At 58.7% G+C, this 13,853-nt stretch carries 17 protein-coding genes; all 17 read right to left on the bottom strand.

Features of this window, described 5'->3' with window-relative positions; translation table 11 throughout:
* Positions 1-46 precede the first annotated feature (46 nt).
* Positions 47-709, bottom strand: a complete 663-nt coding sequence (locus tag BPHYT_RS36475; protein ID WP_012431036.1) for a hypothetical protein — start codon at positions 707-709, stop codon at positions 47-49.
* Positions 710-975: 266 nt separating this feature from the next.
* Positions 976-1,866: a hypothetical protein gene (locus BPHYT_RS36470; RefSeq protein WP_238535808.1), complete on the bottom strand. Its 891-nt coding sequence runs from the start codon at positions 1,864-1,866 to the stop codon at positions 976-978.
* 37 nt (positions 1,867-1,903) lie between these two features.
* A complete protein-coding gene (locus tag BPHYT_RS37840) occupies positions 1,904-2,116 on the bottom strand; it encodes a hypothetical protein (protein ID WP_012431034.1) in 213 nt (70 codons plus the stop codon).
* Positions 2,117-2,148: 32 nt separating this feature from the next.
* Entirely contained in the window at positions 2,149-2,469 is a 321-nt protein-coding gene (locus BPHYT_RS36465) for an H-NS histone family protein (RefSeq protein WP_012431033.1), read from the bottom strand.
* Positions 2,470-2,527: 58 nt separating this feature from the next.
* On the bottom strand, positions 2,528-3,031 hold the full coding sequence (locus BPHYT_RS36460) for a hypothetical protein (RefSeq protein WP_012431032.1): 504 nt from the start codon (positions 3,029-3,031) through the stop codon (positions 2,528-2,530).
* Between the two features lie 231 nt (positions 3,032-3,262).
* Positions 3,263-4,462: a hypothetical protein gene (locus BPHYT_RS36450; protein ID WP_012431030.1), complete on the bottom strand. Its 1,200-nt coding sequence runs from the start codon at positions 4,460-4,462 to the stop codon at positions 3,263-3,265.
* A gap of 39 nt (positions 4,463-4,501) precedes the next feature.
* Entirely contained in the window at positions 4,502-4,750 is a 249-nt protein-coding gene (locus BPHYT_RS36445) for a hypothetical protein (protein ID WP_012431029.1), read from the bottom strand.
* A 73-nt stretch (positions 4,751-4,823) separates the two neighbouring features.
* Entirely contained in the window at positions 4,824-5,594 is a 771-nt protein-coding gene (locus BPHYT_RS36880; protein ID WP_012431028.1) for a hypothetical protein, read from the bottom strand.
* Between the two features lie 294 nt (positions 5,595-5,888).
* A complete protein-coding gene (locus BPHYT_RS36435; RefSeq protein ID WP_012431026.1) occupies positions 5,889-6,194 on the bottom strand; it encodes a hypothetical protein in 306 nt (101 codons plus the stop codon).
* A gap of 19 nt (positions 6,195-6,213) precedes the next feature.
* On the bottom strand, positions 6,214-6,507 hold the full coding sequence (locus BPHYT_RS36430) for a hypothetical protein (protein ID WP_012431025.1): 294 nt from the start codon (positions 6,505-6,507) through the stop codon (positions 6,214-6,216).
* 28 nt (positions 6,508-6,535) lie between these two features.
* A complete protein-coding gene (locus BPHYT_RS38510; protein WP_148225235.1) occupies positions 6,536-7,450 on the bottom strand; it encodes a hypothetical protein in 915 nt (304 codons plus the stop codon).
* 2 nt (positions 7,451-7,452) lie between these two features.
* A complete protein-coding gene (locus BPHYT_RS36420) occupies positions 7,453-8,166 on the bottom strand; it encodes a hypothetical protein (RefSeq protein ID WP_012431023.1) in 714 nt (237 codons plus the stop codon).
* Between the two features lie 30 nt (positions 8,167-8,196).
* Entirely contained in the window at positions 8,197-8,343 is a 147-nt protein-coding gene (locus BPHYT_RS37830) for a phospholipase D-like domain-containing protein (protein ID WP_148225234.1), read from the bottom strand.
* A 97-nt stretch (positions 8,344-8,440) separates the two neighbouring features.
* Positions 8,441-8,902, bottom strand: coding sequence for a hypothetical protein (locus BPHYT_RS36415; RefSeq protein ID WP_012431021.1), 462 nt, complete (start codon positions 8,900-8,902; stop codon positions 8,441-8,443).
* Complete coding sequence (locus tag BPHYT_RS36410) at positions 8,892-10,829, bottom strand: hypothetical protein (RefSeq protein ID WP_012431020.1); 1,938 nt, start codon at positions 10,827-10,829, stop codon at positions 8,892-8,894. Before BPHYT_RS36410 ends, BPHYT_RS36415 begins: the two co-directional genes overlap by 11 nt.
* Positions 10,829-12,628: a site-specific integrase gene (locus BPHYT_RS36405; RefSeq protein WP_012431019.1), complete on the bottom strand. Its 1,800-nt coding sequence runs from the start codon at positions 12,626-12,628 to the stop codon at positions 10,829-10,831. Before BPHYT_RS36405 ends, BPHYT_RS36410 begins: the two co-directional genes overlap by 1 nt.
* Positions 12,625-13,818 (bottom strand): tyrosine-type recombinase/integrase, encoded by a 1,194-nt coding sequence (locus BPHYT_RS37825; RefSeq protein ID WP_012431018.1) that lies wholly within the window; start codon positions 13,816-13,818, stop codon positions 12,625-12,627. Before BPHYT_RS37825 ends, BPHYT_RS36405 begins: the two co-directional genes overlap by 4 nt.
* Positions 13,819-13,853 lie beyond the last annotated feature (35 nt).

Genomic DNA, 13,853 nt, shown 5'->3' with positions numbered 1-13,853 from the left:
CGCTGCTGCGGTTAAAACGGTTTCTGTATTGCGCTAAGTCGAAAAATCACTGACGCGAGAAATCTTCGCTCGTGATCCAGCCATCGTTTGCAAGGACCAACGTAGCCCGGCCCTGCTGGTCTTTCGATTGAAACTCAGCCATGTTCGGGAATGCGGCCGTCACGTCCTTGGACGCGGCCCAGGCTGGCACGTCGGCCGCCTTGTACGTGTAGACCACTTCAGAAATCGTATGACCGAGAGCGTCGGCCGGCGGCGTAAACCGGACGATGGACTGCACCTTGAAGTGACCTGCACAGAATGCCGTGCCCTTTTTGTTCTGCTGGTCTGCAAGCGCCTTTTCGCCGGCATCGGTCAGCGTGTACGTCTTCCCCGGAACCTTGCTTCCTGCGGGTCCAAATTGCGCCGGCACGGGCGCATCCAGCACAGCGAGTAGACCGGCCGATACCAGCGCATTAAATGGTGCTGTAACGCGCGCATTTTGGTCGTCCGCCGCCTTCTTGGTAAAGAGCATGCCGGGCTGGATCAGGGCAACGCTGGCCGGGTAGCTGTGCGGTCCAAACATGTTGCTCGGATCGAGCTGAAGACAACTGTGACTGAAGTGGCCGTTTATTACCTCGGCAAAGTTACTTTCCGACGCTTCTTTTTTTGAACCACACGCCGACAGAAGCGCGGCACAGACGACCACTGCTGCAATCACTCGAACTTTCATATGAACCCCTCGAAAAAAATTATTCAAACTTCTCTGGAAACGCACTTTACTAACGTACCGCTACAGTCTTACCCGCTCATCCCGACGTGGCCGGCCATCGTGAAAACACCGTAAAGCAACGCAACTACACACGCCCATGCGAGCAAGACAAAGATGCGCGGCATGCTACGCGGCGACGGGGCGTTATTCCCGGTACGAGGCCGGCGAAACTGCTTTGGGTCGTACCGTGGATCTGGTTTCTGCTCATGCTGACGCCTCATACCGCCTCAAAGCAGTTGCAGGCCACGCAGCGCGACGAGCGATGCGAGTCCAAGGTAGAAGAACGTCGGGATCAGCGATCCCGCAGCATTCGCGAGATTGAAAACGACACGATGAATACGAACATCGAGAGAACGCGGATTGCGCGCGTGAGCCATTGCACCCGCAATCGCTGCTGCGACCATCGTGCTCGCATAGGAGAAGTTGTTTTGCGCGTACCAGGCCATGTCGCTGTTGTGAATTTCGCCAACGAAAAGGGATACGTCGGCGGCTCCGTTCTCCCTTGCGAGCGCGACACCATATTCGAGCATGTGGATGCTGCGAAGCGGGATGTTCGCGAACGGCTCGATGAGCGTTAGCCACTCCCAATCCTTGTCGGGAAACACCGGGGCAAGCATCGTCCCGCTACCCTGCCGGCGGGCTATGTTTTCCTGAAGATACCGTGCCGGGCCAGGGAACCCCGCGAGGCGACGACGTTCATCCGGCGCAATGGAATGGAACGCGGCCGACCCGCCGATGTCCTGCAACCGCCGGACATCGGCAAGGCCGAAACGATCCTTCGCCGCGAGCCGCTCGCGGATGAATGCGCGAAAGAGCTGCGCAATGCGGATCGGCGTCATGTGAAGGGCGAAGGAAAACCAGAATGCGTCGCCTAGTGGTATCTGCATCCAGTCGTCCAGCTCGCCATGCAGGCCGCTATAGAGCGAGGAAAAGCGCATTTCGCCCAGCCGAAGTCCGGGAGCTTGCGCGATGGTGCGATTGACCAGCTCCTTATATCCCCTGTTCGTGCCGCCGGTAAGGCCATGCAAGACACCGAAGACGTGACAGCGAATTCCCTTGTAGTCGAACTGCACGGCATCGAGATACTGAGGGAAGTCAAGCCGCGTGGCCGAGAGCAAGTCCGAAACCGGGATGTACTGAGTGCTCATGCGGACCTCACCGTTGCTGCGAGCCGAGATACTTGCGCTCGATCTTTCGTTCAGCCAGAACCGAGCCGGCCAGAACGGCAATCGCGACCGGAATCCCGATCACCCACGGCAAGCCGAACTCCTGACATGCGGCGAGAATCATCAATGGGATGACCCAACCGACGAGCCCGACAAGTAGTGTCCAGCCAGGCAGTCTTCCTGCGTCTTCATTCTGGCCCATGCTGCGCCCCGTAAAGAGTGTTGATCTGATTGTTATTTGGCGATCAGAAAACGATCACGATTTTTCGCGCTCACAATCCAGGCAGGCGCACGCCCGCGTCCGCTCCATGTTTGCCCGGTCTTCGGATTGAGGTATTTCGCTTCGCCGGGCACGCCCGCCTGCGGCTTTTTACCATTCTGTGTTGCGCGCTTGCGCCCAAAAACATCGCGCTCAGTAAAACCATATGTCGCGACTTTCGCGCGGATGTCTTCCAGCACGCCTGCGGCCTCTTCGGCGCGGAGCTGTTCTGCCTCCTGTTGGAGCTGCTGAATCTGTTGCTGGATGTCGCCGTAGCTTCGTTTATTCGATGCCATTTCTTCGTTCCTCTTCTTTATCAAACTGGTTAATTCTGCTAACGCCGCTCTGTCTGGATTAAAGGAGCCAGGCGACGAGTAGCCCGATAGCTACGCCGATGCCCACGCCGTTGCAGTCGCTTCGGTCGGCAGCGCGTAGGCGCGCAAGGCGGCGTTCGCGCCTGCGCTCACGGGTCGCCTCAATTGCCGCCTGTTCTCGTTCGCGCTCGTAGGCTTCCCGTTCTTCCCGCATGAATTCCGGGAACCCAACTTCCAGTGTCCGCGCGCATGCGCGGCCAGCAATCGAAATCAGGCCGGCTTGGGCTAGAAAGCCGACAATGCCGTAGACGTAGTACATGACGCTCTGCCAAAGCGGCCAAAAAAACGATTGCGTCGAGACCGAAGAAAACGAGCCGGTGACGCGCATATCGGTCGGCGCAAAGTGGTTCCACGTCATCCATATCGGGGACCGCGCCTCCCCTTCCACGAACGGGACGACAAGCCACATCGAGTACAGCGCAACGGCGAGCGATAGAAGTGACACGGCTGTTGCGACATACGAGCGAACGACAGATTTTTTCATGTTGAACCCCGCTTACTGTTGGTCGATCAGCACAGCCTGGAACGCCTCATACCCATAGCGGGTGAACACTCTCCCTGCAAGGCCGTAGACAACATTGACGCCGCCAGAAAGAGTTGCCCCTTCCTGAAGAGCCTCGTTCACCTTACTTTCGAGCCTCGTGAGTGCGTCGGCCGCGCTGGACGCAACACCGCTGCTCAGGACCGTGTATCGCGGGTGCATTGCGCTCACCATTTAGCCGCCCTGCTTGTCGGATTTCTTCCACATGCCTTCCGTACAAACGAGAGCATGGCCGTTGCTGTCCGCTGGGATGCTCGAAGAAGGATTGCAGACCGCGCCTGCAACCGGCTGGGTCTTATGGGTAAGGCCGTACCATCCAAGCAAGAACATGACGACAGCGGCGCAGAGTGAGAAAGTTCGCATCACAGTTTTCCGTGGCTCGGGGGGCGGGCCGGCTAGTTGATGAAGATGCTCGTCGGGCAGCGCAACGTCGCCAGGTGTCTCTGCGAATTCTGGCAACTCGGGAACTCGATCACACGCTTGCAAAGGCGTCACGTCGTTCTGAGCAACAGACACGACGCCGCCCGGATGTCCGGTCGACCATAGTTCGGAAATCCGATCAGGTGCCCGCTCGAAAAGATCGGTGACAGTTACCCATACCCCGCCGGTCTTCTCCGGGCGATAGTCCCAAACGCTCGCATGCACGTAGAAGTCTGGTCGACGCATCCATTCAGTGAGTAGCGCCCATAGTTCCGGCTGCTTGGTAAGGTAGAAGTACAGCCCCCATCCAGGAGCGGGGTCGTCGGCGAACTTGATGCCGGGAGCCGAACAGCAATACGCGAGTTTCGGTTCATCCCCCGTGATCGTGCGAAGTTTCTCAGTCATCGCGAGAACTTCCGCGCCGGATATGCTGAAGTGCCCGCGAATACTCGAATCGCCAATGTTAAATTGGAGTCGGTCGACCTCAACGCCGGGCAGCTCTTCGCCACGAATCAACGCACTAACGATGTCACGCATTTCGTTGCGCTGCACTTCGGCCTTGGCCCACGCGATTTTCTGCTGTTCTGCCTCAATGGCGTCGCGCCTATTCTTTTCGGCTTGTTCCTCGGGTGTCAGAGGCCAGCTAAGAAACGACATCTGTTCGCGGTCTTCCTGAGTAAAGCTGTGCCCGCGCTTCATCAAAATGTCACGCGCCTGCTCGATGGCGTCCTGCGCGTGGTCGATCCGAACATCACTATTCATGTCCGTGCCGTCCGTCTGGTCATGCGCGTCGGCCATGTTCGCCGCGATGAATGCACGTAGCTCTTCGGACGTTTTCTCCTTCAGCGAGGGCATCGGGAAAAGATACGAGTCGTCGTAATCGTCATCTTCCCCGGCATCCTCAACGTGCAAATCGCCCCGTGCCTGAGGGTCTTCGATAGGATCGCGTGTCATTTTGTTCCGTAATTTGTTCGGTCTATAAGTAGTTTAGACTTATTTATCGTTGATAGCAACGGTATTTGCGTGAGCGATCAGCGCGGCCTCGATGCCGGCGCGGTCGGTGCCGTACTTCTCGGCCAACCGTCTAAGAGCGTCTGCGGCCTGTGGCGACAGTCGAACACGCCCGAGAATTCGGCCGCCCGCCGCGACCAACGCGGCCTCCATCTGACTCGTTCGCTGCGTCGGTGTCTTCGCCTTGCCGGTTGCCGGCCTGCCCTTCGCGGTTGGTTTCTTCTGCGCCATTGCTGACCTGTAAATTGGGCCGCCCTGCGGCCGTTGATCTATGCGGCGGAAAGCGCCGCTGCCGGCGTTGATACTACCCGGCCGGGTCGCCGACCGGCAGGACATGGCTGTACGGTATGTAGTCAGGGTCGCGAAAGAAATACTCGCCCTGTGCGATCAGCAGTTCGTTGGCCGGCTGCAATGTGATCCGCATAGCCTCGTCCTCGCTTGTAGGAAAGAACGCCCCTCGTGGCCGCTGATGCAAGAAATAGTCGCCGAGCTTCGCCCCGCAATGGTCACAGTGGTTCATGTAGTAATGGCCGCGCAACGTCTTACTGGTGTCTGGCCGATAGTTCGGGCAGTGCGCTTCGAGAAAGCGGCGCACGCCGCTGTTCGTGCGCCCGAGATTGCCGACAAACGTTCCTGACTCGCCGGCATGCCATCCGATCAAAGGCACGTTCGCAAAGTCCGCTTCGCCAGAAACCGAATAGTCGTCCTCTTCCTCATCGTCGTCAGAATCCACGTCGATCCCGAGAAAGAGGTAGTCGGCAGGCAGACACAGGGCGAACACCCGAGTCGGCCGCCGGCACTGCCAGCATTGATCGTCGGACGAAGCGAGACAGAAGCGCGGCGCAAGCAGTTTGGGAAGCCACGCGAACAACGCCGGGATGTCGCTGACCGTGGTTGCGTACCATCCGGCAGGCTGATCGAGCCACGCTGCGCGCCCGGCCAGCGCGTATGTTTCTTCGGCACGAGAAAGCAGGAGCGGCGTGCGCTCGAACCCGACAAGGCCGTCTGGTGTTTGCTTCGCTTCGCCGAACAGGCCGGTATCGGCGAGCTGCTGAAAGATCGTGTTCTCGGTCACGATTCACTCACGGGAAAAAGAGGTTTCTGACTGTCGTCGGGCACCGATGATGCGGGCCGTTGAATCGCTCGCATGCGGACCACGAGAGGAACCACGCAACGGCCGATGGTGAGCGACATGCCGTAGAGACCGGGACCGTGCCCATCAAGGCGCTCCCACGTCGGCCGAAATCCCCGGCTTCTCGCGATCCGCAGCAACGCGGTCCTGCTCATGCCGGCGACACAATCTCGCACGAAGCGGGCACCTTCAGGCGGCATCCACTCTGCGGGGAAAGTCGCCGGCAACGCGAACGACTCAAACTGCTCTACTTGCACGCTCCCTCCTGCGAACGGCCACGAGTTGTTGGAGACCAGCAAGCGCGAGCCCCACGATGAAAGCTAACGAGGCGAGTACCCATGCCCAGCCGCGTGCCCCCGTGAAAATCGGAATGAGAGAAATCGCAACCAGCGTCCACCCGAAGATCGACGCAAGCACATACGGCTTCGTGATGCCGTGTCGCCAGAGTACGATGCCGGCGAACAGGAACGCGACGGCGGCGAAAGTCAGACACGCAGCAACTTCCCGGTTGTACGTCCAGATAAAAGCGGTTATGTCGTTCATTGTCCTTACCCTTTTCTGGTCAGAGGCTTGCACCGCGAGTTGAAGGGCGGTAGCGGACAGCCACGTAACCCATTAGGGCGAGGCCGATCACGATCCAGAGTAGGCCGCCGGCCATTCCGTGTGCGACGAACAGAACGCGGTTGAGCCCAGCAATGACAAGCAGGACGCCATACCACGACGCCATCGAGCTTGCGCGGATCGTGCCGTTACGCCACGCGAGTCCGGCGACGATCAGATAGACAAAAGCGATGATAATCAGGCCGGTCTCAACCTGAGTCGAATGCAGGGACAAGAAGGTGTTGATCGGATTCACGATGAAGTGTCCTTGAAGTGTTTTTGTGTCAGAGGGTGACGGCCACGGCGCGGCGCTCGCCTTCGCTCAGACCGTCACATTGCAGGAATCCCGTTCCGGCGGTCGCTGGGGTCCAGGTCATGACCACGCCGTTTTCCGTCAGGGTCGTGCTGGCCGATCCGTTCGTGACTGCACAATCGAGCGCCTGGTGATGCCCTTTCGCGTCGACGGCACTGACGGCTATCTTTACGGGCTGACCAACCCTGACCGCTTCGGGCAATCCGTCCCACGTAAAAGTAAGGGCTTTGGTGATGCGATCGACACTTGCATCCTGACCATCGCCATCGTTGCCGCTGGAAAGTTGCGATGAAATCCAGGAGCGGTCGCTATCCGACAGGTCGTGTTGACTGAGAAGCCAGACGAGCGCAGCCGTGCCGAACCATCCCGGACCATTGCTTACCTCGCGCTCGCGGATGATGGTTTGCAGCCGTTCAGAGGGCTTCGCGGGCGAGGCGGGCGATGCGCCCTGCCCTACCCCATAGGAAAGCGAGCGGAAGCCCGCTGCGCTGCTGCCAGTCACGCGCGCAGCGAACATCCTGCTCGCGGTGGCCTGCGGCACACTGACCCGAACCTGCGTGCCGGAATCAGAGACGCGGAACGTGCCGGTCGCCGTTCTGGTTGTGCGTGCGGAAAGGCCGCCAAGACTGCTACCGGACGAGCGGGAGCGAAGCGAGGATGCCGAATTGCGACTCGTGCTGCCGGCGGAATACCAGGATCGCGATGTGCCTGCCCCCGAGCGGCTGTAACCGGACGAGCTGCCGGAACGGCTGGACGAGCTGCTGGAACGGCTGCTGCTGAAAGAAGAAGACCGGCCGCCGCTGCCGGATGAACCGCCTCCCCGGCCAGCTTCGGCGGCCGTGGACATAACCGACAGCGCAATGAAGAGGGTCACGAGTAGCTTCATGGTCAAAGCCCCAAGACTGAACGATCAGACGCCTTCGACTGGACGAGCTTGATGGTCGGGCTGTCCAAGGACGATTCGAGGTCCGTGCGGGACATATCGAGCCCGCTGCATCCATCCGTGCAGCGTAGGGACCAGAGATACGCGTTCACCAGGTCGTTTGATGCGTAATAGATGTTGGCGGCTCTTGCCGATGCGTCGTTCTCCCCTGCGAGCCATGCCGACGCATAGTAGAGCGTCGCGCGGTCGTAGTTTCGGGGGACGTAATCGCCGTGTGCGGTTAGATAACCGGCGAGCATCATCCAGACAGCGGCGCTCCCGTCGTGACTGCCCAGCATTGAGTCCGCGCGCTTGATGATGCCCGCGCTCGTCTCATGCCAGACGGTGGCCGACACGGCATTGGTCGCAATGAAGTCTGCGGCGCGATGGTCGCCTTGGTTCACGGCGGCAATCAGGTGACGCCGCGCTTCGGCAACCATTTCATCAGCTCGCGCGGCGCACCCGTCGTCCGCATCGCACCCGTACCCCTGCCTTTCAGCGGCGGCATAGGTGATCTGATACTGGTGAAATTCGCTGTTGTCGGCCGACGCAACGACAGACGCCGGCTGCGCTGCCGCGCCCTGCTGACCGCTGGTTTGTTGCGTGCCGGTCTGAGGCGAGCACGCGGCCAGAGTAGCGGCGAGCGCGATGCCGGCCGATAAGGTAATGGGTCGAAACATGGTCTCTGCTCCTTCGTGATTTTTGTTTTTTCAGCCGTGATACCACTGACAGTACGAAAGCCGGCTCTGAAAATGGCCCTCGTAAGCGGTCGCGATTTCCGGGTTATTCCAGAACACCGCAGCGTTCTCCGAATTGCGCTCTTTGGCTGAACGCGTGTAGTTGTATTGTGTTGTCAAGACGTTTCTCATTGATGAGCCCCTGCGCTAGTAACGCGCGTAAGCCCAACACAATGCGAAACTGTCTCGCATTGTCTCGATGTCCAAATTCCGGCAATTAGATGTTCCCATCGCGGTTATTGCCAGCCACCAGTTCTAGCGGAACCGCGATCCGATGCTTGCGAAGAAGTCGGACCAAGGACGCGTTCCGGCGCTCCAGGTCCTGCAGCGCTAACGACAGGATGGCAACGCGCTGCGCCATCGCATCGCGCTCGCCCTGGACGCGTACGAGACGGGCGGTGGCCGCCGATTCTGCAGACAATGTCGCGCGCTGTACTGAATCGCCTAGTGTTCGCTGGCGCTCGTCACGCAGTGCCGCCAGCCGAGCCTTTATGTCGGGATAACGATTCAACGTCGCACGCGAGCGGTCTGCAGTCACATAGAGGGACTTTTCTGTCAGGACTGCCAGTGGATCCTCAGCAATCTTGGACAGTGCCCGCTCGAAGGCCGTGCGCGTGTCGTCGCGCTTGGCGGCATACTTACGCCGTAGCGCCGCCTCCTGTTTCGAATTACGCTTCATCGCGGCTGTCCGGCAAATGGGCGATCGCGCTTTTCATGCGCACAATTTCCTGGTCAATGGCTACGAGTTGCAAGGAGCGCAGTTTGGGAGTGCTCCGCATGGCCTCAGCATCAGCGATCGCGGCTTCCCACACGGGCTTGTGCCTGGCAGAGATACAGGAATTTGCACATCGGTCAGGGTGGCAGAAGGACAGCACCGGAGTTTTCTGAGCATCGCTCTTGACGTCCGACAGACACATGGCGGTCTCCGGCTCAAAGAAGCAGTAATTCATGGCGCCAGGATAGAAGTTTTTTGCCTTGTGCCGCAAGTAGTAGGCGATATCATCCTTGCGACGATCACCGGCAGCGCCGCGGAATTCACGCAGCATCTGTTCGCCCTTGGGCCCGGTCACGTTGCCGTCGATCACATCCTGGGCAACTTCCTCAAGAAAGTCGGCGTTAGCCAGCAGCCGTTCTTGTGCCAAGAGCTTCTTCCAGGTATCGAGATTGTCACTACCGGCATAGCCCTCGAACACGGCGATATGCACGTGCTTGTACTGGAGCATGCCGGCGATCACACCAAACGGCTGCCGCGCAATATGCCTGGCCAGAGTGCGTCGGAATTGCCGCGTATTGAAATACCAAGGATTCCTGTCCTCCCCGAGCGGGATCTGCGCGAACGGGAACAAAGCTGAGACATGATCCCGGAACAGATTGATGTATTCGATAATGGTGATCGTCTTCAGCGGTGCGCCGGTCGTATTCCGGAACACGACATCGTCTTGGCTGTTGCGCTGGTAGTCTGTCGCTGCTGCGATCGTCTCCAAAGCGCGTGCAACAGGCGGCACAATGACCCAGTTTTCCGATCTACCTTGCGGCTCAGGGACTCCTTTGAACAGTCTGGAATGGACACGCAACAACGGTTTTCCGTCCAGTGACTTCTCAGCAAAGACCGGCTTGTCCCGGATGGCCAGAATCTCAGAGACGCGCATGCCGCTCAGCCAGGCGACGACGATGAAGCATGCAGCAATGAGCATGCGTTCCTCGTGCCTGAAGTCAGAATATCGTACCCACAGAGATCGCCAGGGCAAAGTCGTCTCGGGATCCGTAGATAGGCGCACGCATCTAACAAACTTGCGGAATATCCAGCCATCCACGTCACTCTGAGTGCGGCGTTCGCTATAGCCCATAGCTAAACGTTCTGCCCGAGCGCTCTCGAGCATCGCGCGAAGCCCGATGATGTCTGCCGAGAAATGCTCAACGTAGCGCAAAGCATGCTTTCCTAGCGCCTTCATAACGTCATCGGGGATCACCGGTGTGCGGTTCTCTTCGCCCCGGTGCTTTTGGAAACCGATGACGATGCGGGGATTGACGCCTTGCCACGGATAGAACGACAACGTGTCCGAGAGCGCGTCCCGGTATTCCCACAGACGCTGGACGACGCGAAGGGTCAACGCAATTTGCAGAGTAGCTCTCCCTTTCTTTCTATCGCCGATTTCCCACGTACGATTGGCCATCATGTGATCCCGGAACTCTTCCAGTAAGGACGCCGTGGTCTCGGAGAAACGCGTGATTCCACGCCGCACCAGCCAACGGGCGAGGAGACTGATTTGTGTCGTCTCGACGATTACCGTCTGTGGTGAACGTCGCCTCATACCAGGCAGCGGTACCAACAAACGCGCATACGCGAGTTCCTTCATGGTATGGACCAGGCGTTGCCCGCCAACCTCGCTAGCCATCCGGCCAGGCGTGACTTCGAAGTCGAACCTCACGATCTTGTTGCTCGCCGGGATGTGAGTGGCGCAAATCAGGGGCGCTAGATCCCACTTGAGATCGCCGAATCTAGTGATAATTCCATCCCCTTCAGCAATCACAGATTCCAACGGAATCTTCGATGTAAAGTTCTCGTCGATTACGTCGCGGCTAGCGCGGCCCGTTCGTTTCATCATTAGTTCCCCCTCATCGCAGCCGGCACGTATAACGATTCAAGAGTCGCCGCCGCTTCGGCTAACGAGACGATCTCAGGCTTGAACGCGGGGAGAATTGCTTCGGTGATGACCCGATAGGGAAAGCCGAAGCGGATCTGCCATTCGTCGCTGGAAAGGTACGCGCGCTGTTCCTCAAGGAACTCCCGGAAACGGATAAGCCGCGGTAGGATGCTGCTGGTCCAGACCGCGTTGCGGCACGTGAAGCAAGCGAAGGGGCGATCGCAAGGAGTGTTGGGTGGGCCATCAGGTCGGTTGTAGAAGTCCCTGCACGAAGCGATGAAGACGTCCTGCTCACCGGTGGCAATGCGAGTCGCTGCTTCGGCCCCGACGCGCAGATGATCCGCAATCAGCGCGGCTTCGCTCTCATCATTCCGGGACGCGACGACCGTCCCCGCCAAGAGGGTCAAAGCCTCGTTCTGAGCCGTCTCGATGCTGGCATGGTGCAGATCGCGCGTTCCCGGATTCGTCAGGTAATGCACGGTTGTCTGCATCTGCGCATGACGGGCGCGGTCCTTGATAAGCGCAAGGTTGCCCGTGAGACGGTAGGCTCGGGAAAGATTGGTTACGCGAAATCGAGACAGCTGCAGATCTGGAAGGCCATGCCTTTTCCCAAACTCGGACACCATCCGCGTGGCTTCACCTTCCGAGATCGCACGTACTGGTTCTCCGCGCCGGGCAAGATACACCCACAGGCGATCTATGAGCTCGGGGTCGCTCGTCCACTGCCGTAGGGAAGCAGTAACCAGCTTGATCATGTGAATGATGCGCCCCGGCGACCAGATCGATGTATTGCCGTAAAGCTTCGTGAATTCCTTTCGCGCCGGACGCGTCTTTACGAATCGGATCCGGCAAACGCGGGTGTTCTCAGTCGGTTCAATGTCTCCGAGTCTTAGATCCATGATGCACTGGTGGTTCTCGTCGAGCAGTGCGTGCAACAAGATTACGAACGGGGTCAGATCTTCGATGTGCGGATAGAGGTAGGCATAGGTTCCGTCCATCGATGGATAACCCGCCCGGTGCTTGTGCAATGCCGAACTGAGGGATGGGTGTGCGGACTTGTCGACGCATGAGGATAGGAAAGGCGCTCCGTGCAGAACGTGACGCACGTACCAAAGGACGTTCGCCTGGGAGCGCCAAGCGTTCCGCTTATACCCACTAGGGTCTTGGCCCATCACAACCAATTTCCTGCCGATGCGTAGGCGATGGATCACCGCGGCAATTTCGCGCCTACAAATCCGGACAATCTCGAACATCTGCGCGTCGGTGTAGGGCGTTCTTCGCGCCCCGGGTACCGAGATCTGACGCTCTGGAAACACCGGCACAACGAAATTCGCTGCGAAGATGGAAGACCGGTTGGCTTGCAGAACCTGAAGGCAGCCGGTCAGATGGTAGAAGCAAGCAGATCGCGTGCTCTGCGACGGATACCTCGAAACCAAAAAGGCCGCGAAGCGCACGAAATGATGTGACGTCAGATCGTGAATGGTCTGCGGTTCCTGCCAGCCTGCCTTGACGTCGGCATCCACGAATTCGCAGAAGAGCCTCCACGTCCGAAGTATCGATATGACCGAAGTCCAGGCGCTCAGACAACCATCGACCTGGGTCATGTACCAGAGTGCCGTGCCTACCATGTCGACCAGAAATGGCCTATCAATGTACTCAACCAGGTCGATAATTTTACGAAAACGGGCGCGCAGGTCGAGCACACCCTGGGCCAGCCACGGCGTATCGTCGAGTGCTTTCAACGGCAAGATCTGGGTCATCGCGGTTCGTCCCTCGTCTGTAGAGGAACAGTCCAGTCTCCCAGACTGTCGTCGATCATACGGTCAACCTCCTCCAGACAATCAAGGTAAATGAATGTGGAGGCAAGGCTGGCGTGTCCAAGTAAGCGCTGTAGTTGCCGCAGTGGATCTTTCAATAGCGTGCGATACGGCTGATGCGGATCGGTGCGATAGGTCGGATCGGAAATCAGTCTCTGAATCATGGCCGTGAGTTGGTGGATAGCAAAGGCGTGACGCAGCATGTGGGGCGTACACTGATTCCCCGACGTTTTCGACGCTCTCCTGAAGACGTCGTGCCACCTGGCGGTTTTCATTGGCGCCCCCGTCTCGGTTACCCACAGTTCAGCAGGGCGTTGGCTCATGGAAATATCGGCCAGCGCATTCTCCCTATCTTCGGCAACATACCGGTAGACCGTGCGCAAAACATGGATGGGTATGCGAATGACTCTTACCTTGCCGCCTTTCGTCCCCCGCTTGAGCGTGAGCGGTATGGTTTTCTTGCCCCAACATTCGGGTGCGTCGGGATCTGGCAGATCCGCAAGCAGTAAACTGTTCGCCTCAGCCACGCGCATGCCAGTCGCCAATAAAAGATCCGCAAACGCACGATCGCGCTCAGCAGTGCGAGTGCCACCGAATGCGGGTCGAACTTTTGACAAGTAGATTCTTAGTGGAACGTAACGTACCGGAATCGACGACACGTGCTCGGTAAGAGAGGATCGAAGCGGCCGAATGCCGGGCACGGCAGCGATACGCCCAGCCCGTATCTCGCGGTATGACACGGGAGTCGCTGGGACTTCGCCAGCGACAACCGCCCACGCATAGAAACGGGTCAGAGCCGCAGCCACATTGTTCCAGGTACGCGCAGAGATCGGCCTCGTCTGTACAAAGCGCCGCGCGGTGTAATACGCACGTAGAACATCGCGATTCACTTGACGCCAGGCAATCTCCTGTTGCGCGAGCCATTTCAGAAAACGTGCCAGGTGATAGGCATAGGTACGCCAGGTATTGGGACGCGGCGAAGCAGGATCGACCAGCGAACGAAGAAAAGTATTAAGCACGCGATCAAACGAACCATCCTCCCCAACCAAAAACGGTTGCCCATTGACGATCCCCAACCGCGCAGCCATGTCGGTCAACTCAGGTGTTCTGGACAGGTCGGTAACGATGATCATCGGTCGCCTCGAGCAACATAAGTAGTGACGGTCCC

The sequence above is a fragment of the Paraburkholderia phytofirmans PsJN genome (genome assembly GCF_000020125.1).
Classification (GTDB): domain Bacteria; phylum Pseudomonadota; class Gammaproteobacteria; order Burkholderiales; family Burkholderiaceae; genus Paraburkholderia; species Paraburkholderia phytofirmans.
The sequence above is the reverse complement of the archived record's forward strand: the minus strand, read 5'-3'. Positions and strand labels throughout refer to the sequence as shown.

Bases quoted from the DNA above. Each gene is read 5' to 3' on its own strand.
- BPHYT_RS36475 (WP_012431036.1), bottom strand. From the start codon at position 709: ATGAAAGTTCGAGTGATTGCAGCAGTGGTCGTCTGTGCCGCGCTTCTG.
- BPHYT_RS37840 (WP_012431034.1), bottom strand. From the start codon at position 2,116: ATGGGCCAGAATGAAGACGCAGGAAGACTGCCTGGCTGGACACTACTT.
- BPHYT_RS36465 (WP_012431033.1), bottom strand. From the start codon at position 2,469: ATGGCATCGAATAAACGAAGCTACGGCGACATCCAGCAACAGATTCAG.
- BPHYT_RS36460 (WP_012431032.1), bottom strand. From the start codon at position 3,031: ATGAAAAAATCTGTCGTTCGCTCGTATGTCGCAACAGCCGTGTCACTT.
- BPHYT_RS36450 (WP_012431030.1), bottom strand. From the start codon at position 4,462: ATGACACGCGATCCTATCGAAGACCCTCAGGCACGGGGCGATTTGCAC.
- BPHYT_RS36445 (WP_012431029.1), bottom strand. From the start codon at position 4,750: ATGGCGCAGAAGAAACCAACCGCGAAGGGCAGGCCGGCAACCGGCAAG.
- BPHYT_RS36435 (WP_012431026.1), bottom strand. From the start codon at position 6,194: ATGAACGACATAACCGCTTTTATCTGGACGTACAACCGGGAAGTTGCT.
- BPHYT_RS38510 (WP_148225235.1), bottom strand. From the start codon at position 7,450: ATGAAGCTACTCGTGACCCTCTTCATTGCGCTGTCGGTTATGTCCACG.
- BPHYT_RS36420 (WP_012431023.1), bottom strand. From the start codon at position 8,166: ATGTTTCGACCCATTACCTTATCGGCCGGCATCGCGCTCGCCGCTACT.
- BPHYT_RS36415 (WP_012431021.1), bottom strand. From the start codon at position 8,902: ATGAAGCGTAATTCGAAACAGGAGGCGGCGCTACGGCGTAAGTATGCC.
- BPHYT_RS36410 (WP_012431020.1), bottom strand. From the start codon at position 10,829: ATGATGAAACGAACGGGCCGCGCTAGCCGCGACGTAATCGACGAGAAC.
- BPHYT_RS36405 (WP_012431019.1), bottom strand. From the start codon at position 12,628: ATGACCCAGATCTTGCCGTTGAAAGCACTCGACGATACGCCGTGGCTG.
- BPHYT_RS37825 (WP_012431018.1), bottom strand. From the start codon at position 13,818: ATGATCATCGTTACCGACCTGTCCAGAACACCTGAGTTGACCGACATG.